This window comes from Pedobacter suwonensis (assembly GCF_044762335.1).
In the GTDB taxonomy this organism is placed as follows: Bacteria; Bacteroidota; Bacteroidia; order Sphingobacteriales; family Sphingobacteriaceae; genus Pedobacter.
In genome coordinates, this window is the sequence record NZ_JBIWEB010000003.1 from 377,141 (window position 1) to 403,115 (window position 25,975).

The following is a 25,975-nucleotide window of genomic DNA, read 5'->3' on the forward strand; positions in this document are numbered from 1 at the left end:
CTCAATACCCTGGGTTTTGAATAAGTTTACTCGCCTTATTGATTTCTGATTGTTGAAACGGATACCAATAATTTTTACTGGTAAAGGTTCGGTTTTCAATTACAAATGGGCTATAAGTTAGCGCAGTACCCACCTTCGTGATTTTCATCCCCCTAACTGCTCCGTTAAAATTACTTTCCCCGTCCTTCCAGCGGCGGACATCAAAAAACCGTTGTTCTTCGAAACACAATTCTACCCGGCGTTCATTTTTAATCCTGTCGCGCATTTGCGATTGTGTTAACCCGGCAAGTGCAGGCATTCCGGCGCGGTTACGTACCGCATTTATCGCATTGTAAACCTCCGCATTCGGACCTCCAGATTCGTTCAGGGCCTCTGCATAGATCAGTAAAATTTCTGCATAACGAAACAATACCCAAGGCCTTCTTACGCTCGTGGTACCGGTAATGTTGTAAGTAGCGTTACCGCTTAAAAATTTCCGCAGGTAATAACCAGATTTTGTACTGTTTACATTGGAAGGCACATTATCACGTCCACCTTCATAGGTCTCTACAGCTCGTGTTAAGCTTCCTGTTTTAAAATTTGCGCCGTTAACTACAATAAACTGGTTTAAACGCGGATCTCTGTTCGCATAAGGATTTTGTGGGTCATAGCCTGATGTAGGGTCGGTTATGGCTTTGCCATTGGTCATTTCAAATGCGTCAACCAAATTCTGCGTCGGGTTTGTTCTGCCCAACCCACCGGTGAAACTAATGGGCGCATTATTGGCTTCGATAGCATTGGTGTTGCTTGCCGGCGTAGCAAAAATTACCTCGTTGTTATAAGAGGTTGCAGTGGTAGTGTAATCCCATAAGTTTGGAAATAAGGCGGTACTTAATAAGCTGTGTTTATTTAAGTCGATTAAATCTTTTGCTGCATTGGCCGCATTTTGCCAGCGTTGCAGATCGTTGCCCGTATTGTATAAAGGACTTGCGTAAACCAGCAGCGTTTTTGCTTTAAGCGCCATTCCCGCAGCCTTTGTGGCACGTCCGTAATTGGCGGCATCCCAATCTTTTGTGGAGGCTGCCGGAATCTGACTGATGGCCGAGTCGCAATCCTTGACAATTTGTTTTACAACCTCATCAGCAGAATTGCGGGGAATATTCAGGTCTTCTACCGGCGAAAACGAGCGGGTGGCAAGAACAATCCCACCATATCTTTTGAACAACTCATAGTGTAACAAAGCCCGTAGAAAAAATGCTTCTCCTCTTAATCCGCGGAGATCACTTGCGGGAAAAATTACCGCCGTGGGCGATCGCTCCAGAAAAGTATTGATTACCCATAAACCGTTATAAAGATTGGTATACTGTTCATCAAAAGTCCTTAAACTGCTCCAGTTACCATTATTAAAGATGTTCACATTGCTGTTTAAGTTTGAATTTACGGCTTCGTCACTTCCGCTGGCCATTAATGCACCCGAGCCATCAACATTGTACCTGGCCAGCATATAATTATAACCGTTGTTTAAATACTCGCGTACACGCCTGTCGGTATTCCAGATCGCTTCTTCGTTAACAGGACCTTCACTATACGAGGGTTCAAAAAATTCGTCCTTGCAGGCAGTAAAGCTCATTAGCAAAACCGCCAGTACCATTTGCATTACATATATTTTATTTTTCATACTCATTTTGAGTTAAAATTTAACAGTTAAGCCTACCGCAAAGGTTTTTACGTAAGGGTAAGACGAAAAACGACCTGCATTGGGTGTTTCGGGATCAATACCCAGTTCACCGAGTTTGGAAATTGAGAAAATATTATTACCACTTACAAAGATCCTTGCGCCTTTAAAACGTAAGCGTTGGTTAAAGCTTTGTGGCGTACTGTATCCAATTTCAGCAGACCTGAGTTTTAAAAAATCTCCTGAATACAACCAAAAGGTGGAGTTGGCCGTGTTGTTCCCATTGTCTGATATTGCGATACGGGGATATTTTGCCGTGGCCGCTGTTGCCGGGGTCCAGGTATCTAAACTGAGCTGATTTAAGCCATTCGGACCTGCATATACAATGTCAGAGACATCTACAGTTCTGCCAGCAACGCCCTGGAACTGTGCGCCTAAATCAAACTGTTTATATCGGATATTAAAACCGAAGCCATAATATATTTTCGGAATATCGGTATAGTCGCTCGAAATGGCATCGTTGGCATCGATGACGTTATCATTGTTCACATCCCTGTATTTCAGATCGCCCGGCACCACAAGGCTCGAAAGGGTTTGCTTCGGACTGGAATTAATCTCTGCCTGGCTCTGAAAAATACCTTCAGCGATGTAATAATTTCCGCCATTCACATACCGGCCTATAGTAGACTGGTTAGGCAATACATTCTCCGTTCTTTCCAAAATAATATTTTTAGCATAGGTAAAGTTCGCGTTGGTACTGATCAGCACTTCACCAATTTTTTTATGGAAAGTTCCGCTGGCATCGAATCCTTTGCTGCTTACCTTGCCAGAATTTACCTGCGCAATCGCTATCCCAAGGATCCCAGGTAAGTTCGCGGGCCCAAGGATATCCGTTCTTTTTTCATCAAAATAATCAACAGAGAAGGAAAGTGCGCCTTTAAAAAAATCTACATCTGTACCCAGGTTCAACCGGTCAATTTTTTCCCAGGTGGTTAAGGGGTTACCTGCAGGGCTTACCAGCCTGGCTGTGGTTGACGTAGAAAAAGTTGACCCTAAGAATGGTCCCGCGTCTCTGGTAAACAGCGTGCGGTATGGCAGTCTGACCACATTACCATTGGCATCGTAAGTTGGGCCAATATTACCTGAGCGACCATAAGATCCGCGCAGTTTCATATAACTGATCACTGAAGCATCTTTCAGAAAATCTTCTTTAGATATTAACCACCCTGCCGATACCGCCGGAAAAAAACCAAAACGTCTTCCAGGCGCATAGTTTTCAGATCCGGAGTAACTCCCCGTAAATCCCAACTGGTAACGTTGCTTAAAACTGTAATCTGCCCGCCCTACAATCATCCGTGAGCGGTAATCCAAACGGTCTACCGCCGCACTTACATATTGCTGCGCCCTTACGTTTGCCTTTACCTGGTGATCTGTAGCAAAAGTTCTGTTGTAATCCAAGCCAAACCAGAACTCATTATTTTTGGTATTGGTTTGGAAAGCTGCAGTACGGTAGGCAATAACTGCCGGCGTGCGATAAGTTTGTACAGGTGTTACGGTTTGATTAAAAACTGCATAGTTCTGAGACAATCCATCACCATAATTACCATAACCATCATAAGAAAAGAATAAGTTAGCCGAAAGGCCTCTGGTAATAAAATCCATTTTCTGATCGGCCATGATACTGGCCAGCAATATATTGGTGGTGGTTCTGGAAAATCCTGTAGACTGTAACTGGCCCAGGGGATTACTTTGAAAGAGTGAAGTTCCGCCGTAAGATCCATCTGCATTTAAAATCGGAAAGGCATTTGGCGGTAAGTTGTACAGGTTACTCAAAACCGTGCTGGTGCCATCACCAACATCATTGCGTACTTCGCTCCTCACGCCTGCCAACAAGGTCAGCGTAAGTGTTTTGGTCACATCATAATCTAAATTGATGCGAAAGTTATAACGTTTGTAGCCATAGTTAGAATCGTAGTTGGGTGTTTCTGTTTCCCTAAAAAGACCTTGCTGATTAAAGTAGCTCACGGAGCTGAAATAACGAACCCTGTTGCTCCCTCCGCTAAACGTGAGTGCATATCTTTGCGTAGCTGCCCTTTTGCTCAAAAAGCGGTCTAAATAGTTATTATCCGGATAAAGGTAAGGGTTGGTTTGGTTTTTATAACCTTCAAGTGCTGCATCATTGTAAGCAGGTGCCTGGCCCACATTGGTTAAGCCCTGATTATATAAAGTAGCAAAATCAAATGAATTTAAGGGTTTGATGAGGTTGCTGGCAGATTGGAAACCGCCCTGGGCATCAAAAGAAATCAGGTTCTCTCCTATTTTACCTCTTTTTGTGGTGACCAAAATTGCGCCATTACCTCCATTCAGGCCATACCAGTTTAAACCAGCAGCATCTTTTAATACGGTTACACTTTCAATTTCACTGATATCCATATCTTCGAAATCACGTTCAATTCCATCAACCAGAAAAGCTGGCGTAGCGCCTTGCGCATACGATGATTTTCCCCGGATTTGATAGGACACGTTTCCACCGCCCGGCTGATTACCTGTCCACCTGAATAAAAAGCCACTTAACCTCCCCGCCAGTAAACCAGAAAGGTTACTGATCGGTACTTGCGTAAGCTGATTATAGCGAAGCGAGCTCTGGGCATAATTCAATTCTTCTCTGCTGCGTGTAGCAAACGGAATTTCTATTAATTTATCTGTCGAGTCTGTGTAGTTAGCTTTCCTAACCCTGACGGTATCCTGCTTACCGTTAGTCTGTGCAAAGGCTTTGCAGGTAAGCAAATAGCTAATGATGCATAGCATAACGCCCGAACATTTAATATATCTTGTCATTTCTTATCTTTTAAAATTGATGTACAACCCAATCACTACCATCCCGGATTCTGTTTCAATGCGCCACTGGTCTTATTCATTTCTGCACGGGGAATAGGATACAAATACATATTATTATTAAATACCTTTTTAAATGCAGGCAATTCGATCACATTATAGCTGAAAGAACCGTTGGCATTTTTAACCACTTTCATGGCCTTCATTGGCTGGGCCACAATTTCAGCACCTTTTTTCCAGCGAAGGATATCCCACCAGCGCATGTCTTCGAAAGCGAACTCGATGGCCCTTTCGTTTCTGATGCGTTCGCGCATTTCAGCCTGGCTGAGACCAGCTGGTAAAACCGGCATTTTAGCGCGCAGGCGAATGGCATTTACCGCACTGTATACTTCTGCGCTTGGCCCTGATTCTTCATTTAAAGCTTCTGCATAATTGATCAGCACTTCGGCATATCGGTAAAAAACATAATTCAATAATGCTGATGCGGTTGAGCCCGAACGTGAAGCCTCCGGCCAAAGCCTTTTCAGGTAGTAACTGGTTTTGGTTATGGAAGTGGCCGTACTGATATCGGTTCCGTAAGTGATAATACCCTGGGCATTAGGTTCAGATTGCCAGGTTTGTACCGCACGTCCCTGCCAGGTGGCATTATTATAAAGGATGTTCACATAAAACCGCGGATCTCTGTTGAGGTAAGGATTTTGCGGATTATATCCTGAGGTAGCATCGGTAATGGGTTTGCCACTGGCCATTTCGTACAAATCAACATGATTCTGAACAGGTGAAAGGTTAGATTGTGCCCCTCCATAACTTGTAGGAATCAAAAAATCGCTTAGGTAGGTACCAATAAATCCACGGCCACCACGGGGCCAGATCCGGATGTATTCGTTAGAGTTTGCTACCGTAAGCACATTGGCGTAATTGGGCTCCAGTGAAAATTTGTTCAGGTCGATAATTGCCTTTGATGCCTCTGCCGCTTTTTTCCATTTCGCCAAATCATTTTCCGGATTATTTAACGGACTGGCATCGAAGAGCATGGCTCTTGCTTTAAGCGCCATAACCGCAGCCCCCGTAGCCCGGTTAGATTGTGCTGCCGGATTGGGCCAGTCGGCATTGGTTAGTGGTAATAGCGTAAGGGCTTGTTCCAAATCACTTAAAATTAAAGCAAAGGTTTCTGCATAACTGCTGCGTGGAAGGTCTGTAGAGGCTTCTGTAAAGTCTTGTGGCTGGGTTAATATCACAACCCCTCCAAAACGCCTTAACAACTCGAAATAGAAGTAAGCACGGAGATAAAGTTGCTCACCTTTAATATAATTGGGATTGTAAAGATCGGTCCAGGGAACTTTATCCATATTAGCCAGCATCAGGTTTGCATTTCTGATTCCACGGTACATTTGAGCGTAAATGCCTGTCACATCAGAAGCTCCCGGATCCAGAAACTGGCCACTGTTCATCGCCGCCACCTCTATCTGACCATTATTAGCAATAGACTCATCTGTAAACTGTGAGGTCATTCCTTTATATCCGCTCAGGCGGCCATAATCCGAAATGGAAAAAGTATACGTAAAATCGCCAAAGCGGGAAGCCGTTAAGGGGTCTTTAAAAACCTCTTCAAGGTCGCTCTGAATACCCACATCACGCTGTAAAAAATCCTTTTTGCAGGAATAACCAATACAGACAATAAATAAAAACAAAAGATATATGATTTTTTTCATGATGGTAACCTTTAATTAGAGTGATAAATTGAGGCCAAAATTGAAAACTTTAGTAGTCGGAATAGTAGCTATTGAAGAAGCATAAGCGTTCCCCGATAAGCTGTTTTCAGGATCGATGCCATAAAAATTTGTCCAGGTGATTAAATTCTGACCGCTAACGAATACGGTAAGGCCATTTAGGCGAATTCTATTGACCAATTTTTTTGGCAGACTATAACTAAACTGCACGTTTCGTAATTTGATGTAAGAAGCATCTTGCAATGTGAAGTCGTTTAGGCTTTCGTTAGGATTTGCATTCAGGCCCGGACGGATTACCGGCCAGCTGGCATTGGTATTGCCTGGTGTCCATCTGTTTAACATTGGTGCATAATACTGGTTAAGGCCGCCACTTTGAAACACCACGTTTGAACTCACATTCGTTACCCCATTAAAAAGTGCCGATAATTGAAATCCTTTGTACCCAAATTGCATATTCAGACTTGCATTGTATTCCGGAATATTAGGATGCCCGATGGCGATTACATCCTGATTATTAATAATTCCGTCGCCGTTAACATCCTGATATTTAAAATCGCCGGGTATAGAAGGATAAGCTGTAATTTTATTCAACGGACTGCTATCAATATCCTGTTGATCTGCATAAAAACCGAGCACATGGTATCCAAAATAGGTACCGATCGGCTTGCCCGACACGCGTAGATTTTCGGCAAGACCAGGTGCTTCATCCAGTACCCTGCGCTCATTTCTGGCATAACTCAGGTTGGCTGTAAAGGAATAGGTAAAGTCATTAACCTTATCCCGGTAAGTTGCCGATAGTTCATATCCGTGGTTGTAATTGACACCATAATTGGTACTTGGCACGGTGGCGCCGTAAGTTGCAAAACTGGTTGCCGAACGGGTGGTTAAAATATCCGAACGCTCATCATCAAAAAGGTCAGCAGTGATGTTCAGTTTATCTTTAAATAAAGAAAGATCAAGTCCGATATTTCGTTTTAAAGACACCTCAAAGGTGATAAACGGATTGCCATATTGTAACTGGGTATAGGTAGGCGCGCTAAAGTTACTGTTCGGATTTCCGAATACCACGTTTGATCCGGCGCCAAACCTGTTCTGATAATAGAAACGGCTTGTACCGGGACTTGGAATCCCTACCCTTCCAATCGAACCTCTGATTTTAAACATGCTGATCCAGGTAAATTTTTTCATCCATTCCTCATTGGCCAGATTATAACCTAAGGTTGCTGCCGGAAAAAAGCCGTAGCGATAACCCTTGGCATAATTCTCTGAACCATTGTAGGTTGCACTGGCTGTTAGAAAGTATTTATTTCCATAGTTATAAGTAGCCTCCGAAATGATTCCCTGGTTGGCATAAGGCGCGGCAGCCGCAGCCGAGCCCTGCAGTTCGCGCTGACCGATTAGATTGGCACTGATGTTATGCTTGCCAAACGATCTCCCATAGGTTAAAAACAACTGCAGATTCGTTTTGGTAAAACCACTTCTTGAATAGGCAGGCGCCCCAAAAAAATCGTTATAGGTACCACCCACAGGTGTTAGTGCCAAAGTGGCCCTGTTGAGTTCCAGATAGCCGATACTTCCACGCTGCAACTTTCCTGATAATTGTGTGGCATCGTAGCCAAACTGGGCCTTAAAACTCAGACCCTGGGTTAAGAAATCAAGTTTTTGCTTTACGGTGAAAATCGATTCGGCAATATTGTTATCGGTAAAGGCATATCCACCATAAGTGAGTAAAGCGTAAGGATTGAAAGCGTTTACCCCGCCCAATCCATAATTTACGATATGGTTATAGTTTCCATCCAGGGCAATAATCCTAGGATCATCGGAGTTGATGTATTCTTTAAAGAACGGAGCTGCCCATGAAGGCATTTTCAAAGCCCTGCCCACCAGCCCTTCAATACCGTTGCTGACCACCCCCGCCGGGTCGTTATATTCACTCATGCCTGCCGGGCTGTAACGGTGCTCGTTCCTGCCGGCAAGGTTAACTTCGAAATTGGTGGTTTTGGTCAGATCGATGCCTACCCTGGCCCTGAAATTGTAACGGCTGTAGCTTGGGGAAGTAGAATAATCTAATGGTGTTTTAAATTCCTTAAAATTCCCTTCCTCGCGCATATGGCTAAATGAAGTAAAATATTTTACCTTTTCACTCCCGCCTGATATGGTCAGGTTCTGCTGGTTCTGCATCCAATGGTCTTTAACCAGTTCATCGTACCATTGCACATCCGGATAAAGTAATGGATTACCGTTTCCGGCCTTAAAAATCGCTAAATCCTCATCGGTGAAGGTTCTGGATTCACCCACGTTGCGCTGCCCCTCGCTTAACAGCATAGCACTTTCATAAGCGCCAAGAATTTCAGGACGGGAGGTTGCACTGATGATGCCCAGATTACCGGAAAATGTGACCCTTGCCGGTCCCTCAACTCCCTTCTTGGTAGTCACCACAAACACGCCGTTAGCACCTTTCAAACCATATAGAGCGGTAGATGAGGCATCCTTCAGTATGTTTATGCTTTCAATTTCATTGGGATCAATATCACCGAAAGAGGTCCTTTCCACACCATCCACAATGATAAGCGCTGTAGCCGAGGGCGAAACCTGTCCGCGGATATACAAAGCAGCACCGTTAATTCCCGGACGTCCGGAAGTTTGCTGCACCACCAGACCAGGCACGCGACCTGCCAAGGCATTGTTCACATTCGTTACCGGCGCTTTCAATAAATCCTGGCCCGAAACGGTACTGATTGCAGCAGTAACGGCTGATCTTCTTTGTGTAGAATAACCATTTACCACTACTTCACTGAGCGAACTGCTTGCGGAAACCAGCGTGATGTTGATTACACCAGCAGCCCCTATGGTAACTTCTTTGCTTTCGAACCCAATGGTTGAAAATACAAGTACCTGCCCAGGATTAACATTGATTTTATATTTTCCATCCAGATCGGTCTGGACACCCGTAGTGGTACCTTTTATTCTGATGGTTGCACCAGGAATAGGCTGGTTTTTCTCATCTTTTACGGTTCCGGTTATTTCCTGAAACCGCATTGCAGGGCGTTTGGCAACGAAGCTGACGGAAATTTTTATGGGCCTGGCCGGCAATGCCTGGGCCTTACACCAAAATGCAGCAACCAAAAGAAGCCAGCCTTTGGACCTTAGGTTTATGTTTTTTATCATCTATCTTGGATATGGTTAGAATTATCTTTTTTTAATATTTCTGCTTTTTTTTGCGCAATACAAATCTCCAGGACGCGCTGATGCGTCCTCATCAATTCCCCAAAAGGGTGCAGGTTTATCGCCGAATTAAAAATGGAGATGGAAAAGCATTAAAAGGGTTGATTCCAGCTTTTATGCTAAAACTCGGGTCAGGCAATGCCAGTCAGGTTGAAAGGCTTTTTTAATAGTATCGCCCGTAATTCAGATTTTGTGTTTTCCTCAATTTCAACAAGGGGAATGGTTAAGAAATAGGTTGTCATAATATTTAGGTTTATTATTTGGTTAACACAAATCTATATGCTTATCTGCTTTGGAGGGTTCACTTTTGTACGGAAATGGTTTGTTTTTGTACGCAGGAGTAATATTTGCAGTTTATTTTTAGAAAGTTTGTGTTTTACAAAAAAAATAACCCAAGCGGACTAAAGTTTAGTACCTGCAATTATTTTATCGATTCGTTTTTGAGATGATTTTACCCGCCACTATACGAAGATATTTCGCGAATTCTTCAGAAACATTTTCAGGCTTAAATTTGATATGCTTAACCGAATCATTAAACAACATCCCATACCAAATTAATCCGCCAAGGTATTTCCCCGCATCATTGGCATGGTTCGGATCGAATACGAGCTCGTTTTTATTCCAATAGTAACCCACATTGATCGAATGGGTCTGATCAGGCAGACTTGGGGCTGTCGGATGCTCATAATTAAATGAAAGATCAGGTTTAAAGCCATATTTCCTGTCATTGGCTACAATTTGGAAAGCATCACCTACTGGTAAAATCGGAGCATTGATCCGCTTAGCCAGAAGATGATAAGCCGCACGTGAATTCTGCCACATTTCCTGCTGGTTAATCGCAGTTTTACCCCCGGCTATCCGCCCAAATTTCTTTGCATCGGTACGGTAAGCCCAGGTTTGATGGATAACAATACGCGCCTGGGGTTGCAATGCTTTCACATAAGCAATAAGTTTGCTGGCATAGGGATAGTAGGTTGAGGAGTCTGCCGAAAGATAAGAATACTGCTGAATCGTAACCATGTCCCATTTTCCTTCACCCAACAACATTTTTAATGATTTCCCGCCGTAAGGTTTTCCCTTTGGGTCATCAGCATTGGCTTCTGCTTTTTCTACATACCCCCAATGCTGCTCAAGTGAATGTCCACCAAGTTCTGCGCGCCCTATAATGAGCATTTTTCCACTTTCTTTTGCCAGTTGCGGCAAAAAGGCAGATGCATTTTGAGAAAAACTGTTCCCTATAATAAATAAACGTAAGGTATCTTGCCGGCTTTGCGCAAAACCATTTGCGGCCAGGCAAACCAGCAAAAGGGAATACATGCTCAACTTAACTGAAGCTGGGAGTGATAGTTTCATATTCATCTTCATATCAATGATCTTAGTGTGCCTGCTTTGGTTTCTTCATATATTCATACAATTGAGTGCCTGCGAGCAAAAAGGCGCCAACGCCATACACCTCAGTACTACCGGCATTTACGGCATCCGGACTTGCGCCGATGGGCTGTACATAACCCAGCATGCCATCTTCATTCACGGCAGAAACCATAGCTTTCCATGATTTTTCTACCACAGGAAAATATTGTTGTTTTTTCAAAACACCGTGATTTAAACCCCAGGCAATGGCATAGCAAAAAAAGCCGGTCCCGCTCATCTCCTTAACCGGAAAACTTGCAGGATCCAATAATGAAGCATGCCAGCTGCCGTCCGGCTGCTGTAATCCCGCTACTCTGGATACCATATCCTTATAAAGCTGAATCATTTTATTTCTATCCGGGTGGTTTTTTGGCGTATTCTCCAACACCCTTACCAGGCCGGCCAATACCCATCCATTACCTCTTGACCAGAATATTTTTTGCCCGTTTTTCTCTCTTTTTTTGAAAAAACTTTCATCTCTGAAAAACAGCTTCTCCGAAGGGTCATATAAAAATCCGGTTGTCTTCCACCATAATTTAACAGCTGTATTAAGATACTTTTCATCTCGGGTAGCCGTACTGAGATAAGCAAGCGAAGGCGGCCCCATAAAGAGGGCATCGCACCAGGCCCACTCCCTTTTCTGAATATTATTTTTCCAGTTCAAAGGTTCGTCGTGTGGCTGGCTGATGATACTATCGGCCTGTAAAATAAAAGGAGCAATCATCTTTTTATGCTTAAATTTGCTGTAAAGCTGCGCATAAGTTTGTCCTATACAATAATCATCTGCATAAAAGCGCAAATGTCCGGTATTCCAGCCCAAATCATTTCCAATATCGACCAGCGTCTGCAAGTAACGTTCGTTGCCCCGCAGGTTGCCGAAAGAAAAAATACCGGTATAGCAGGCACCATTGGTCCAATCTGCTTTTCTATGATTAAAGCCTTTGTTCTTCCAGATATTTAATTGCCAGTCTGCCACCCGCTGCATCTTTTTAAAAATGTTTGCGGTTTCCAGAATAGAATCAGTTTTTAAAGGTGTTTCACCTGAAAAAGCACTAAGCCCGCCGTAACAGCTAAATACCAGGATCAGCAGCAATCGTTTTAAATTCATATTTTTCATTTATTAATTGATTATTTTTGATAAACCCTTATATAATCCACTTCAAACCTGGCCGGGAAGGTGGTTTGAGAAGGATCGCCACCCTGTTTACCCCCTATTGCCAAATCGAGCAGCATATAATGAGGTTGTTTAAAAGGATTAATATTGGTACCATCCTGGTTCACCAACCGGTCTAATGACACTTTATTTAAAAGCTGGTTATCTACATAAAGTGCAATGTTGTTTTCATCCCAGTCCATTCGCCAGATATGAAAGCGATCTGCCCATGCCTGACCGCCAAGGGAATCAATATTTTTCTCTGTGCTAAACCAGGCGTCTTTTCGGTTTGCATCCATAAAGGCGATATTGGCGAGCAATTTTTTCCGGTAATATTCCATCATATCGATTTCACCGGTTGCAGGCCAGGATCCTTTGGTTCCCAGCGTCCACCAGGCTGGCCAGATGCCATCCCTGATATCAATCTTGCCTCGCATCACAAACCTTCCGTAAAGCCAGCTGTGTAATCCTTGTGTTTTGATGCTGGCAGAAGTGTAATCCGCTTCCCGACTACGCTTTCTCCAGTCGCTGCTTCCTTCCTTAAAATCGGGGTTTGCCTTTTTCTCTCTTTTGGCCTCCAGAATTAGTTTGCCGTTTTCACACCTTGCATTTTCCTTTTGGTACCATTGGTATTCTTCATTGCGTTCAAATCCGAGTTCGTAAGTCCAGTTAGCCGGATCAGGTGCGCCGTTGTTATTAAATTCTTCGGCCCATACCAGTTTGTACCCCCCTGAATGGAGTGCTGGAGGCTTAGGATTTTTTGTTTGTTGGGCTACTCCCGATAAGCTGATGCATAAGGCACAGGCCGGCAATAATAATTTAATTAGATATTTTTTCATGGGGAATAATTTATTGGTATCCATTTAATCGTAAGGGCATAAGGGTTGGAAATGTCCAGGCATAATCATGTGTAGTATACATAATGGGGCGATATGGTGCAAGATAATCATCAAATTGCGGCGAAGGATAAATGCCATTCATCGCTTCCAGTAAGTTGGCCGGCCAGAAACCTGTTACGGTATGCACACTACCCGTATCCGGATTTTTGAAAAATTTCCATTCTTCGGGGTGCTGATTGTAGTAAAAAAGATAATCAAGTGCTTTTTTGAATGATGCCCCATCGCGCGATGCTTGAAAAAGGTTTTCTCCAGTTTGGTTATAAATGATCCAGCCGGATGCGGTAAGCGGTGCCAAAGAAAAATAGGTATACCAAATGCCTTTCCCCTGTCGTTTTACTTCCTCCACCAGGTGTCCATCCGGGGCAATTTTATCGAAAAGATCTTTTTTGATCAAGGTTATGTTTTGCTGCATATCTTCCCGGTCTTCCAGGTAGGTGTCTGCCAGGATAGAAGCCAAACGAGACCAATCGCCAGAATTGTTGTTCCGGTACCGGATGCTGTTTGCCGCAGCACGAAATACATTTTTAGTCCACCATTTAAATTGTATTACCTCTTTAGGCTGCCATCTTTTATAATCTTTGAGCAAATCGGCACTGATCATCAAGGTAGTACCAGAATACGACATTACCAGTGAACCATCCAGTTGAGAATATTTTTTATTGACCGCTGCCCAGGCATTCAGAAAATAAATGGCTTTGTCTGCATATTTTGTTTTTCCACTCAGACGATAAGCCAAGGCACAGCTGTATGCCGAAAAACCATCTACCTGAAGCGCCCGTGAAGTTCGGCGATGGGTTTCCTTATCAACGTAAAAACCCGGAATACTGAAATCTTCTACTGCATGTTGTGTGACCAGTAAAGCTGAATCTGCCTTGACCAACAAAGCTTTATAGGCTGATAAATAAGGTTCTTTTTTGGCTTTAAGCTGTTTTTTAACAAAATCGATCTGCTGTTGCGGATGCATCCCCTGCAGCTGATGTTGTGCAAAAGCTTCCTGCCGCGGCATTACGCAAAATAGGATACCTGTAAATAAAAGGATGAGAAAAAATTTCAAGTGGTTCATAGGCGCTATTTGGTTGATAATGAAAGCTTCAATGTTGTAATGATTTGCATGCTCTCCAATAATTTCTTAAATGTGGTTATGCTCTGTACTAAAGCGTTTTTTATATTCAGACGGACTGGTTTCAAATTGTTTTTTAAAGCATACACTAAAATATTTGGCGTTGTTGAATCCGGTTTGATAAGCCACTTCTGCCACGGTCAAATCTGCATGTTCCAATAAGTATGCGCTTCTTTTAAGCCGGATGTTCAAAATAAATTCTTTGATCGACATGCCCACAATGTCATTGATCTTTTGGTACAGGATTGTTCTTCCGGTATTCATATCCGACACAAAATCGTCTACCGAGTAATTGGGATTAGCCATATGCTGCTCAATAAACTTCATGGCCTTAATCAGCAATTCCTCATCCATTGAAGTAATGGTTACCTTAGCCGGATCTACGACCAATCGCTTGCTGTACATTTCCCTCATTTCCTGCTGGTTTTTCAAAATGGTATCCATCTGCTGAATCAGGTATTCTATTTCAAAAGGTTTATCGATAAAAACGGTTGCGCCATGTTCAAGCGCTTTGGTTTTATTCTGGTTTACATCACCCATTCCCGAAATCATGATGACAGGAATGTGGCTGGTTTTAAAGTTCTGCCGCAAATGGTTACATACCTCAAACCCATTGGTGTTTGGCATCATCAGGTCGGTAATAATGAGTTGAGGGTATATTTTTTCAGCTTTAATAATGCCCTCATGACCATCGCTGGCCAGATACACATTGTACTTTTCAGACAAACGGCGTTCCAGATAGTTGCGCAGGTTTGAATCATCGTCTATTAGTAAAATGCTGGTCGATTTCCTGGCATTTTTTGGTGATAGCTCAGGTTCTTCGGCTTCTAAAAGAATTTCATCAATTTCGGAGATGGTATAATCGTACACGTTCGACTGCATATCGCCAGATCCTGCTTCTTTTTTTAGCGGGAGCATCATCGTAAACGAAACTTTATTGGTTTTATTTACCATCCAGATTTTTCCCCCAATGGCATCAACCAGTTCCTTCACAATGGCCAGGCCAAGACCCGAACTTTCTTCAAAAGTAGGGCGATAAGATGACAAGCGGTTAAAGGAGGTAAATAGTTTTGCAATTTGCTCTTCCGAAAAGCCTATACTCGTATTTAACACTTCAATAGATATGTATTCCCTTTCAAGGAGATCCGGCTCAATAGCTAACCTCGACTGCTCTTCGGCTGTAGATTGATAAATCCTTACGCCTACATAGCCTTTACCAGAGGTGTACTTTAAGGCATTGGAGAAAAGATTGGTCAGGATTTTTTCAATAATATCATAATCGAAAGCCACAAACAAATGGTCTGCATGAGCAGTAAAATTGGTTTCTATTTCTTTTTTGTTTGCATAGAGTTCAAAAAGTCCAAAAACATCGTGTACAAAACTGATGAAATCGCCAAGCTGTGGATTTAGGGTTATTTTCTGGCTTTCTATCTCCCGGAAACGAAGTAACTGACTAATTGAACGCTGTATGCGCGCCACATTTTTCTCAATTAATTGCATATAGCCCGCTGCATGGTCATTTTTCTGAACGGTTTCTTTTAACTGCTTCAGTGGTTCAAGCACCAGGGTAAGCGGAGTTTTAAGATCGTGGGAAATATTGGTGAAAAAATCAGTCCTCGCCTGGTTCAGATCCCGCATGTTCTGTTCTTTAAGTGCTTCTAAAGCCAGTCGTTCCTTAAAAACCTTTTTATTGGTATAATACCGCATGATGAAGAATAAAAGGCCCAGCACAATTAAAGTGTAAATGGAGTAAGCCCACCAGGAGAGGAAAAACGGTGGGTTGACATGGAAATAAAGCCTTGAAATTTCGTCGCCCCAGAGCCCGTCATTGTTGGAGGCCTTGATCTCAAAAACATAATCTCCGCCTGGTAAATTAAAGAACTGAACAGCTTGTTGATTAGTGTTCAGCTTCATCCATTTATCGTTTAAGCCAAGCATGCGATAAGAAAACTGATTTTTATCTGCCGATAAATAGCTGTTTGACGAAAAACGGATTTCTATATTAGACTGGTGACTGGAAAGTTTGATTTTTCCCTCATCGTGATTGCTTAATGTGGAAATATCTTTGCTTAAAGGTGAATCTTGCGTTACATTGCTTACCAGTTGGTTGTTAATTAATAAGCTAGTAAAAAACACCCTCGGTTTCTGTATGTTTTTATTGAGGTATTGCGGATCAAAAAGTACAAATCCGTTGGTCCCCCCAAACAATAGCTCTCCTTTTTTGGTCTTATAGGCCGACCTTAAATAGAAAGAACCGCAACTGTTTGCTTTATAAAATCTGGCTTTTTCAAACTTCTGAGTTTTCTGATCGAAAAAGTACAGCCCATCGTTGGTGCTAAACCAGATATTTCCGGAAATATCGTCTTCCAGAATACCAAAAACAATTTTAGGAGAAAAGCCATTGGTACTGTTAAAGTTAAGATAGCGTCCGTCTTTCTTTAAAAGATTTACACCTCTTCCCGAAGTACCGAGCCAGAGGTCTCCATTTGATGCCTCATAGTAGCAACCCAGGTGATTTACCGCGTAAGGACCATCTTTGATCACATAATGACGCAGAACTTTAAGTGTTTTCAGGTCTGCAATATACAGCCCCTGATGAGTAACCAGACGAAGATGCTGCTGCTGATCAAGCGAAATGGCTTCAATTTCTACATCTAACACCTGACCGTTTGCAGCAATCAGTTTAACCATTTCGGTTTCTGCTACCTCGTTCCGTTTACGGTGGAAGAAGTTTTTATCCGGATCGGTCATCCACCAGGTTCCCCCTGCATCCCGTACAAAATCATACACGGTTAGAGGCTGCCGGCTGCCGGGCGACAGGATGTTGAGGTTGGTAAAACGCTTTGTTGCTATTTCATAGGCAGAAATGCCTCCGTTAAAGGAAGAAATAAACAGTTTTTTCCGATCGGAATCAAATTTTAAGCGCTTGACCATGTTGGAGTTGATGGAATTGGCTTCGGCCTTGGTAAAATGGCGGAAGCTGTCATCCTTCCGGTTCCAATAGTTGAGTCCACCGCCCTCTGTGGCAATCCAGACATTACCCATATCGTCTTCCTGAAAACCACTTACGATGGGATGGTTGAGCCCGCCCGGGCTCGTTGTAAAATAGCGGACATAAGCATCATAAAGTGAACAATAAGCAATTTTACCACCATAAGTGCCAATCCATGCTCCCTGATCAGGATCACCATAAATGGTCCATATGGAATTATTGGGCAATGAAAAAGCATCGTTCGGGTTCATTTTGAGCAGCTTGCTGATCTGCGTTTGCGGATCATAAAGCAGCAGTCCGGCTTGTGTCGCTACCCACATGATGCCCAGCTGATCGATAAAGATTTTTTTGGCAATCGTCGTCTGGAAACCCGGTCCTGTAACCGGAATGTTTTTTTTGATTACCCCTTTGGCGTCGGTCACGAATATACCACCCCGATGGGTAAGAAAATAATAGTCGCCCCCATAGGCTACAGCATCATTCACCACAAAGGAGGTTTGACCCAAATTGGTAAAAACTGAAAAGTGCGCCGTTCTGGTATCAAATCTGTAAAGTAAATTTTCCTGAGAGAGATAAATATTTCCTTTCAGGCTGATCACACTGTCGAAATACCTGTTGGTAGGAAGTTTGATTTTCTTAAAAACCTTTTTCTCCAGGCCAGATATATATAAACTGTCGCCAGAAAGCATGTATAGATTGCCATCATTATGGAGACATATAGAGCGGATTTTTCCAGGGAGAACCAGTTCAAAATTAAATTGCCCATAGTTAAACTTCAATAAACCATGATTAGTGCCCAAAAATAATCCGCCCTTTTTATCGGTCACCAAAGAACCGTAAGCCCATTTTACCTTTGGATTGCTCTTCGAGGCCAGGTCATTTAGCTGATAAAAACTGTTCCCGTCGTACATAAAAACAGCATCCGGACCAGTATACCACATGCGCCCTAAACTATCTTTAGTGATGCTCTGAATACCACTGTAATAAGATGTTTCGGGCATTACATGGAACCGATACCTGGAAATATCAAGTGCAGCGGCACTTTTCAGCAAAAAGGCTGAAAAAAAAAGCAGCAAACAGAAGATTTTCCGGATATCCTTAAGGTTGAAATGCATACGCAGGTATTCTTTTTGGTTATAATGATCGTTTAAATTTCCCATCTATCAATTTCTTTCCAGTTTCAGCTGAAAGATATCAATAGCGAAGGGATACAGCTAAAATAAGTGTTATCATCGCCACGGTTAAGCCTGGATATCATAAATTGTAATTCCTTTCGGATTTGTTACGTTTAGTTTCGCTTGTCGCTATCAATGACATTTAAAGAATCACCGTCATTTCGACTGAAGCGCAGCGAAATGGAGAAATCTTACATAGTTCAAGGATTTCTCCACTGCGGTCGAAATGACGATGCTTCGAGACTATTCAAACTTATTATACATCTGCCCTTCATATTAAATTTATACCATAATTTATCCCTCAATATTCCCATTCGATAATTTATAATATACTACAATCTTTTCTTCAAACGACTCAGCGCCTCCACATAATAATAATCTGCATAGGTTAAGGGCACATCTACTTCTGATTTAAAGGGAAATGCTCCGGTGCTGTGCATCAGGATAAAATTCCCGTTTTCGCCCAACTTTGCCGTGTATTCATCAGAAGCGAGTGTCCGGATTTGCTTTTCTACCACTTCCATATATTTCTTTTTAGTATCGGCATCTACAAAATCACTCAATTCGGTTAATGCAGAAGCCATAATACAGGCAGCTGAAGCATCTCTTGGCGTATCAGCCCGCACCGGAACATCGTAATCCCAGTAAGGAATAAAATCTTTGGGCATTTTAGGATGGTTGATCAGAAAATCAGCGATATGCATGGCCTGCTCCAGATAACGCTTTTCTCTGGTTTCGCGATAGAGATAAGTATAGCCGTAAAGGCCCCATGCCTGTCCACGGCTCCACGCAGAATCATCAGCATAGCCTTGATGGGTTTGCTTTTTATGCGGAAGACCAGTCTGCCGGTTATATGAAACGACATGGTAAGAGCTGTAATCTGGTCTGAAATGATGCGTTATGGTTTTATCAGCGTGCGAAATTGCCATTTTTTTCAGTTGTTCATTTGTGGATTGTCTGCTGGCCCATAACAGCAATTCCAGATTCATGATATTATCAATAATGACCGGATATTGCCAGATGGCATTATTATGGTCCCATGACCTGATGAGGCCAACTCCAGGATCATAGCGGGTAGCCAGCGATTGTGCGCCCTTCAGCAAAACTGCCTTGTAAGATGTATCGCCGGTTAAACGTAAGCCATTGCCAAAACTACAATACAGCATAAAACCTACATCGTGGTTATCGGTGGTGAATTTTTCACGTTCTACCCTGGCCGTATACAATTTAGCAAACGCTAACAGCGCTGGATTTTTACTATGCTCATAAACATACCATAGCGAACCCGGAAAAAATCCGCTACACCACCAACGTGAATCAGATATGGTGTTTTTGCCCGCTTCGAACGACCGTGGTAATACATCTGCCTGATGCTCATATTTCCTGGCCATTAACAGGCTTTGCTGTTCGGCAAAATCCAAGGCTTGATCAACAACGGTTTTCAAATTTTGCGCATGTGTAAGGTTGTTACATAATAACCCCGTTAACAACAGCGCTAAAAAATATCTCCTCATAAATTTATTTGATGTTTTTATAATAATCTGCAATAACATACCAGGCTTTTTTACGAAACCCCTGATCAGAAACCAGTCCTTTTCTGTTCCAGCCATCCTGATAAGTGGGGTGAAAGCGAAACGGCGACCGGAAATCGAACAATACCCAGGGCGAAATGCCATTGAGATTCGGAATATTTTTAAACATTTCCAGATTATCCTGATATAGCCGGGCCTGGTAGTCTTCGCTCCATGAACTTGCTACATCAGCATCACCGGTTTTACCGTATAACGCCTCAGCACCAAATTCTGAAATGATCAAAGGTTTGTTGCTGGCCACATCCCAAATAGCCTTTTTTGGCGCAACCGGCCAGGGATGATACCAGCCCATATATTTATTAATGGCTACCACATCTATTTCATTTATAAAAGGGTCGTCCATTACAAAGCGTTGTTTATCCGGATTAAACCGAACCAGATCAAATGCAGCCGTAATTAAACGGGTGCTATCGATATCTTTCGTGCATTTAATCAGGTATTTCAGGAATTCATTCCGCGCAGCAGACGGCTGGGTTTCATTGGCCATACCCCAGAAAGAGATGGCGCATCGGTTTTTATCCCGCATCACCATTTCGCTAATCATCTTTCCGGCTTTCTTTTTGGTTTCCTGGTTTTCAAAATCAATCCCTTGCCAGATTGGTGTCTCCTCCCACAACAAAAAACCCATTTTTTCAGCTGCACGTACCGTATATTCATTTTGAGGATAATGTGCCAAACGGATCATATTGCAGCCCAAAGCTTTCGCTTCAGACAAAAGCATCATGGCATCTGCCTCAGAGAAAGCTCTACCTTTACGTTGTGGAATTTCCTCATGAAAACTGATCGATTTTAGAAAGACCGGCTTCTCATTCAGGTATATCTGTGTTCCTTTTACCGCCAGGTTTCTAAAACCAATCCATTCTGCTACCTGATCTTCTTTGGTAGATACCAACACCTGGTACAGTTTGGGTGATGCCGGCGACCAGCGCTGTATTTTTTTTACATCAGTGATTGACACGTTAGCAGTCCCGTATTGATCGGTAACCAGCTTTTGTTTGATATTCAGTTCAGGAATCTCAACTGTTACCGCTACATTTTTTTGTTTATCAACAACTTTAACCTTGGCATTAATCTGACCCGGATGATTTTTATCCAATTGAATAAAATAATCCTGAATAAATATTTTTGGCGTTGATACCAGCATCACATCGCGTGTAATACCGCCATAGTTCCACCAATCGAATGATTTCGCAGGAATCGCATCAGCAGTGCGGGTATTGTTTACCTCCAGTGCTAAAAAGTTGTCTGATTGTTTCACCAGATCTGTTACCTCTACCTGAAAAGGCGTGAAACCACCTTCATGTTGGGCAATTTCCTTTCCGTTCAGATAAACCTTACAACGATAACTTACCGCAGCAAAGTAAATAAACAGACGTTCGTGATCTGTTTTGGGTGCATCAAAATGCCTGGCATACCAAACCGTGCCTTCATAGTATTTGAGTTCGGGCAATTGGCTGTTCCAGTCTGAAGGCACATTCAGTTTTAAACCACCATCAAAGGCATATTCATAAAAATCTGTCTTTCCGGCTGGTTTTTTATTGAGGTAAATTTTGTTTTTCCTTCCCTGATCGTACTGGTCTATAATCGCTTCCCATTTCCCGTTAAGGGATTGTGTTGTTCTGCCGTATACATTAACAAGGGTCTCCTGGGCAGAAAGCTTAGACAAAAAGCAACACAACGGTAGGAGCAAATTAAAAATGGTTCTTCTTGGTTTCATAAAAGTACCGTGTTTATTTTTTAAAAATCTTCATCGCGAAACCACCACCCTGGGCCATGTTAATGGATAATTTTCGATCGGTAGGGATCTCTATCCGCTGTTTTTTGTAGTCGGAAGCGATTTTACTGGCGTTAATTCCATCCTGGTAAATCTCTGCAGCATAATCCCCGCTACCGAGAAAGCTGAGGTCAAGATCAAGTTTGCGTGCCTCCCAATTGGTTAAAGCGCCCAGGTACCAGGTGTTGCCCTTTTGGCGGGCAGTGGCAATGTATTGCCCAATCTCACCATTAAGTACAACGGTACGGTCCCAAACCGTAGGGATAGCGCTTATGAAATCGGTACATTCCTGCTCCCTCGCATAATTGTCGGGGCTATCGCAAAGCATATTTAAGGGCGATTCGAAAACCACATATTCAGCCAGTTGCCTGCAGCGCGTTCCCTGACTCATGGGTTCATCATTTATTCCTCTGTGACTACGCTTGGTGGCATTACGCATGGCACCTTGGGTATAATCTACTGGTCCAGCAATCATCCTGATAAAAGGCATCGTTACATCGTAGGTAACCATATCCATCTCTGGCCCGGTCCATTTCATCTGTTCCAGACCGTTCACAGCTTCATAATTAATTACATTCGGAAAAGTACGGTTTAGCCCGGTAGGTTTATAGGTACCGTGAAAATCGACCATCAAGTTATATTTTGCTGCCGTTTCTGCCGCCCGGTAATGAAAATCAACCATTTCCTGATCATCGCGGTCCATGAAATCGATCTTAAAACCTTTTATGCCCAGCCGGGAATAACGCTTACAAGCCTCCTCCAGATCGCGCGCAAAGGCATAATATCCTGCCCAGAGAATAATATCTACATTTTTGGTTTTCCCATAGGCAACCAGTTCTTTCAGATTAATTTCCGGTACAACCTCAAACAAACTCGCCTTCAGATTTACTGCCCAGCCTTCGTCCAGGATCACATATTCTATTTTATTTTTGGCAGCAAAATCTATGTAAGCCTTATAGGTTTCTGTATTCACACCTGAAACAAAGTCTACCTTGCTCAGTCCCAAGTTATTCCACCATTCCCAGGCTACTTTGCCAGGTTTTATCCATGAAATATCCTTTAACCGGCTGGGCTCTGCCAGTTTGTAAACCATATCATTGTCAGCTAAATCTTTATCGCTGGTGGAGACAATGGCTATACGCCATGGAAATTTTGTTTTTGCCTTACTTTTAGCAAGATAAGGCTGGCGCGCGGTGACAATTTGCTGCAGCTGGTTATGTCCGCCCTGCACGATAGATTTTGGGTAAGGGGCAAAGTTGGCTTCGAGAACAGTTCTTCCGGTAGGATTAAAAAGAAACATACCCGGGTAGCTTTGCAGATCAGCTTCGGCCAGACACACTTTTTTACCTTGATCCATTTCTACCACCAAAGGAGAAAAAGCAAGCTTCAGGTTATCCATTTTGCTCAATGGGCTGTAGGTGTAGGTATTTTCAAACGAATTGAAATATTGGCCCTCAATGGTCTTCTCTTTAGTTTTTACATATGGAATGTAGGCCTTATAATCTTTTTGGAATTGGAAAGCGGCCAGCTCTTCATTCACAATAAAATCCTGCTTAGCCGTAGATACAAAACGGTAAGCCATTCCTTCATTGTATAGTCGAAAAATCAGTTTGTAATCTTCCTCAAATTCCAGCGTCAATTCTGCGTATTCATCATTGATACGGTTTCTTTTATAAAAATAGGCAGGGATTTCCTGTTTAACGGTAATGGTTTTGCTTTGTTTCAAATGAGATTTGATGCCGAAGGTTTTTCCATTGCTAAGTTTCATGGCTATGGCACCAGAATTCAGAACAATTTCTTCATCATGCGCCAGCTGAAAACGGATACTATCAGCAATGCTTACATCCACCTGCAATCGCCCGTCTGGAGAATTCAGACTAAGCCTCTTCTGGGCGATTGCGGGAATGCTGAGGAACGTTAAAAGGAAAAGATTTAATATGTTTTTCATTGGTTTATTTTAAAATGGTATAGCTGTACATCACGAAATCATTTATAGCAGGCAAGGTTACTTTCAAAGCACCTTTTCTACCAGTAGTTTGAATCATCGGCTTCCCGTTGCCCAGCAGTGGCTTTAATTGTATTTTAACTTTTTCGGGTAACCAGGTTTCCAGTATGCCCGTTCCATCAAGTGTATTTTCCCTGAACACGATAAAATATCCCCTGTCTTTGTGAATCGATTGAAAACCTGTCCATGATTTGCCCGAAGGTTCCTCACCAATCGGTAAAATGGTTCCCTGATGAAAATCGTGCTGCACCTTTTTATACTTCGCAATTGATGCGCCCAGTTGCAGGGCTTCTTTAGGTAAACCCGTGCCTTCAAACCAGGCCAGTGGCTGGGCCGCCATGGTAATGGCAAAAAGATATTCGAAAGTATAGCTGGATGGCGCGAATGGATCGCTGCCATACTTGTCTGCATTTCTCCATTTGTTCAAAAATTCGATCTGCAACTTCTCTGGTGGTACATATTTAGAAAGTTGCCATAAGTTGCGGAGTGTCCAGTAAGGATAGTAGTTTTGCCAGTCGGTATAACGGTTCTCCAAAAAAATATTGCCGTATTCGGTAAAAAGATGATAACCGCCCCTGCGACCCGCAGTAGCATCGAGATTGAAAACAGCCTGGTTTTCTGTTTCGCTCAAGAGCTTATTAAACATTTTGGTTAGATTAATTTCTGATTGTTTGTTGGGAATGGAGAGTCCATCAATTTTAAATGTCCTGATTCCGTACATTCGGTACAGTTCGGCCATTGCTGAAGCATCTTTCTCCCAGTCTGCATAGTCATGCTGAATACTGGGATTAAACCACAGGCAAATTTCAATACCCAACGCTTTACCTCTTTTTACAATCGGACCGAATCCGTTAGGATATTTTACCGTATCGGGTTTCCAATATCTGGGATTATTCCAAATATCTGTAAACGATCCTTTGGTCAGGGCAGAATTCGGGCTTTTTCCCTGCTGCCATCCGTCATCGATCTGAAAATGGGTGATACCCAATTTGGCTGCAGCGTCCAGTTCCAGCAGGCTAAACTTTTCATTCACTTTAGCATCCTGGCTCCGATCACCCCAGGTATTCATCATCACCATCTCATCGCGCTGTAGCTCATTTTTACGGATGGTTTTCTGATAGCCACGTAAGGCCTGTAGTTGGTTAATCTCCTGGCCGCTGTAAATGCCTAACACCACCGTATAAGCTTTTCGCCACTCATCCTGACGAACATCGCTTGCATTAAGCCCCAATCCGTTTATGGCAAAATGTCCAAATTCAGTCGTAAAATCCTGACCGCCGTAAGCAAGCTGCGTAGCAGTTCCCGGGGCTTCCTTTAAGAAGAAAAAACCGGCATCTTTTTCCTGGTTGTGTGCAAAAAGCAAGTTACCCCGGTAACTTTTTTTTCTGTACGGAATAAACTTATTCTCCTGTACAAGATTGTTGTTCCAATCGGTTACGTCAAAAAATTCGACCGCCTTAACCTGCCAATGGAAACCGTCTAGCTTTAACTGATCTAAAATGGCGGTAGAACCATTAACCTTCATGTCCTCTGCAAATTCAATATTTTTTTGATCAGCGGCATTGATGGCTTGTACCCCTGCTATACCGGCTAGCCGCCCTCTTAGATAGGTTTCGCAGGCAATTGAAGCGCTTTGAGGGTTAATCCGGTAAACCCGCCTGATATCAAGCTTACCTATAGAAAAAGAAATAACGGTTTGCTGTTCGGCGATGTGAATGGCATCTTCGTTCCTTGTCAAAACTTCATAATGACCGTTTTGAGGTGCATTGCCAGCTTGAATGTAAAAATCAGGGTTCCCCAGCTTGTTAAACCAAACTTTCCCGCCTTTCTTATCACTTAGGCTATAGGTAATTACATTTCCCTTGTTCCATATAAACTTGCGCTCGATAAATTGATTGCCTATCGTCAGGGTATCTTGATCCAGGCGACTGTAGCAAGCATCCTGGGCAGCGCAAGGAAAACAACCCACCAAAAGCGAAAGCAACAGTAAAAAAATACAAATTCCTACTGTTAAATTGCTTTTAATCTTTGCAAAAACTGGCATCAGTATCACCTGCGATCGAAGATTAACGAAACGCTGCGGAAAACCCCGCCTGAAGATCTCATAATTTATAACTGTCATATTTGGAGATTCCAAAACTAGCGACTTGTGCTTAAGGTGGGGTTCAGTTTTGTACGGAAATGGTTCAGTTTTGTACAAAGTAACCAATATGCGCCTTTTTTAACGCTGGCACTTATGGGTACACCTATGTCTTTTAAATCTGTTTAAGTAAAATTAAGTTTTAGAATAATCCATTAAAGAGACCAGACGAAACTGGGGGTTGTTATTATGGGCTGGTACCATCAATCCATACCGCTATTGGCAGGCATGCGGAAACCATAAAGCAACTTAAACGATTTAGTCCTAAACG

The 25,975-nt window shown here is 42.7% G+C and carries 13 protein-coding genes; all 13 read right to left on the reverse strand.

The genetic code is table 11. From position 1 onward, the window contains the following. Window position 1 precedes the first annotated feature (1 nt). The 13 genes from ACIQXP_RS07475 to ACIQXP_RS07535 all read right to left on the reverse strand — a co-directional run bounded on the left by ACIQXP_RS07475 (window position 2) and on the right by ACIQXP_RS07535 (window position 25,686). A complete protein-coding gene (locus tag ACIQXP_RS07475) occupies window positions 2-1,657 on the reverse strand; it encodes a RagB/SusD family nutrient uptake outer membrane protein (protein ID WP_387504931.1) in 1,656 nt (551 codons plus the stop codon). A 12-nt stretch (window positions 1,658-1,669) separates the two neighbouring features. Then, window positions 1,670-4,492 carry a SusC/RagA family TonB-linked outer membrane protein gene (locus tag ACIQXP_RS07480; RefSeq protein ID WP_387504930.1) on the reverse strand — a complete coding sequence of 941 codons (2,823 nt, stop codon included), beginning with the start codon at window positions 4,490-4,492 and terminating at the stop codon, window positions 1,670-1,672. 35 nt (window positions 4,493-4,527) lie between these two features. Next, the gene (locus ACIQXP_RS07485; protein ID WP_293743044.1) at window positions 4,528-6,201 is read right to left on the reverse strand and encodes a RagB/SusD family nutrient uptake outer membrane protein; all 1,674 of its coding nucleotides are present in this window, start codon (window positions 6,199-6,201) and stop codon (window positions 4,528-4,530) included. A 15-nt stretch (window positions 6,202-6,216) separates the two neighbouring features. Beyond that, on the reverse strand, window positions 6,217-9,387 hold the full coding sequence (locus ACIQXP_RS07490) for a SusC/RagA family TonB-linked outer membrane protein (protein ID WP_293743045.1): 3,171 nt from the start codon (window positions 9,385-9,387) through the stop codon (window positions 6,217-6,219). A 483-nt stretch (window positions 9,388-9,870) separates the two neighbouring features. Continuing rightward, window positions 9,871-10,797: a DUF4886 domain-containing protein gene (locus ACIQXP_RS07495; RefSeq protein WP_387504929.1), complete on the reverse strand. Its 927-nt coding sequence runs from the start codon at window positions 10,795-10,797 to the stop codon at window positions 9,871-9,873. A 22-nt stretch (window positions 10,798-10,819) separates the two neighbouring features. Further along, the gene (locus ACIQXP_RS07500; RefSeq protein ID WP_387504928.1) at window positions 10,820-11,962 is read right to left on the reverse strand and encodes a glycoside hydrolase family 88/105 protein; all 1,143 of its coding nucleotides are present in this window, start codon (window positions 11,960-11,962) and stop codon (window positions 10,820-10,822) included. Window positions 11,963-11,982: 20 nt separating this feature from the next. Beyond that, window positions 11,983-12,846, reverse strand: a complete 864-nt coding sequence (locus ACIQXP_RS07505; protein WP_387504927.1) for a glycoside hydrolase family 16 protein — start codon at window positions 12,844-12,846, stop codon at window positions 11,983-11,985. 10 nt (window positions 12,847-12,856) lie between these two features. Continuing rightward, window positions 12,857-13,969, reverse strand: a complete 1,113-nt coding sequence (locus tag ACIQXP_RS07510; RefSeq protein WP_293743051.1) for an alginate lyase family protein — start codon at window positions 13,967-13,969, stop codon at window positions 12,857-12,859. A 66-nt stretch (window positions 13,970-14,035) separates the two neighbouring features. Next, entirely contained in the window at window positions 14,036-18,178 is a 4,143-nt protein-coding gene (locus ACIQXP_RS07515) for a hybrid sensor histidine kinase/response regulator transcription factor (protein WP_387504926.1), read from the reverse strand. Between the two features lie 347 nt (window positions 18,179-18,525). Then, entirely contained in the window at window positions 18,526-19,707 is a 1,182-nt protein-coding gene (locus ACIQXP_RS07520; protein ID WP_387504925.1) for a glycoside hydrolase family 88 protein, read from the reverse strand. A 4-nt stretch (window positions 19,708-19,711) separates the two neighbouring features. Beyond that, the gene (locus tag ACIQXP_RS07525; protein WP_387504924.1) at window positions 19,712-21,502 is read right to left on the reverse strand and encodes a glycoside hydrolase family 2 protein; all 1,791 of its coding nucleotides are present in this window, start codon (window positions 21,500-21,502) and stop codon (window positions 19,712-19,714) included. Window positions 21,503-21,515: 13 nt separating this feature from the next. Then, window positions 21,516-23,507, reverse strand: coding sequence for a glycoside hydrolase family 97 protein (locus ACIQXP_RS07530; protein WP_387504923.1), 1,992 nt, complete (start codon window positions 23,505-23,507; stop codon window positions 21,516-21,518). 4 nt (window positions 23,508-23,511) lie between these two features. Further along, window positions 23,512-25,686: an alpha-galactosidase gene (locus tag ACIQXP_RS07535; protein WP_387504922.1), complete on the reverse strand. Its 2,175-nt coding sequence runs from the start codon at window positions 25,684-25,686 to the stop codon at window positions 23,512-23,514. Window positions 25,687-25,975 lie beyond the last annotated feature (289 nt).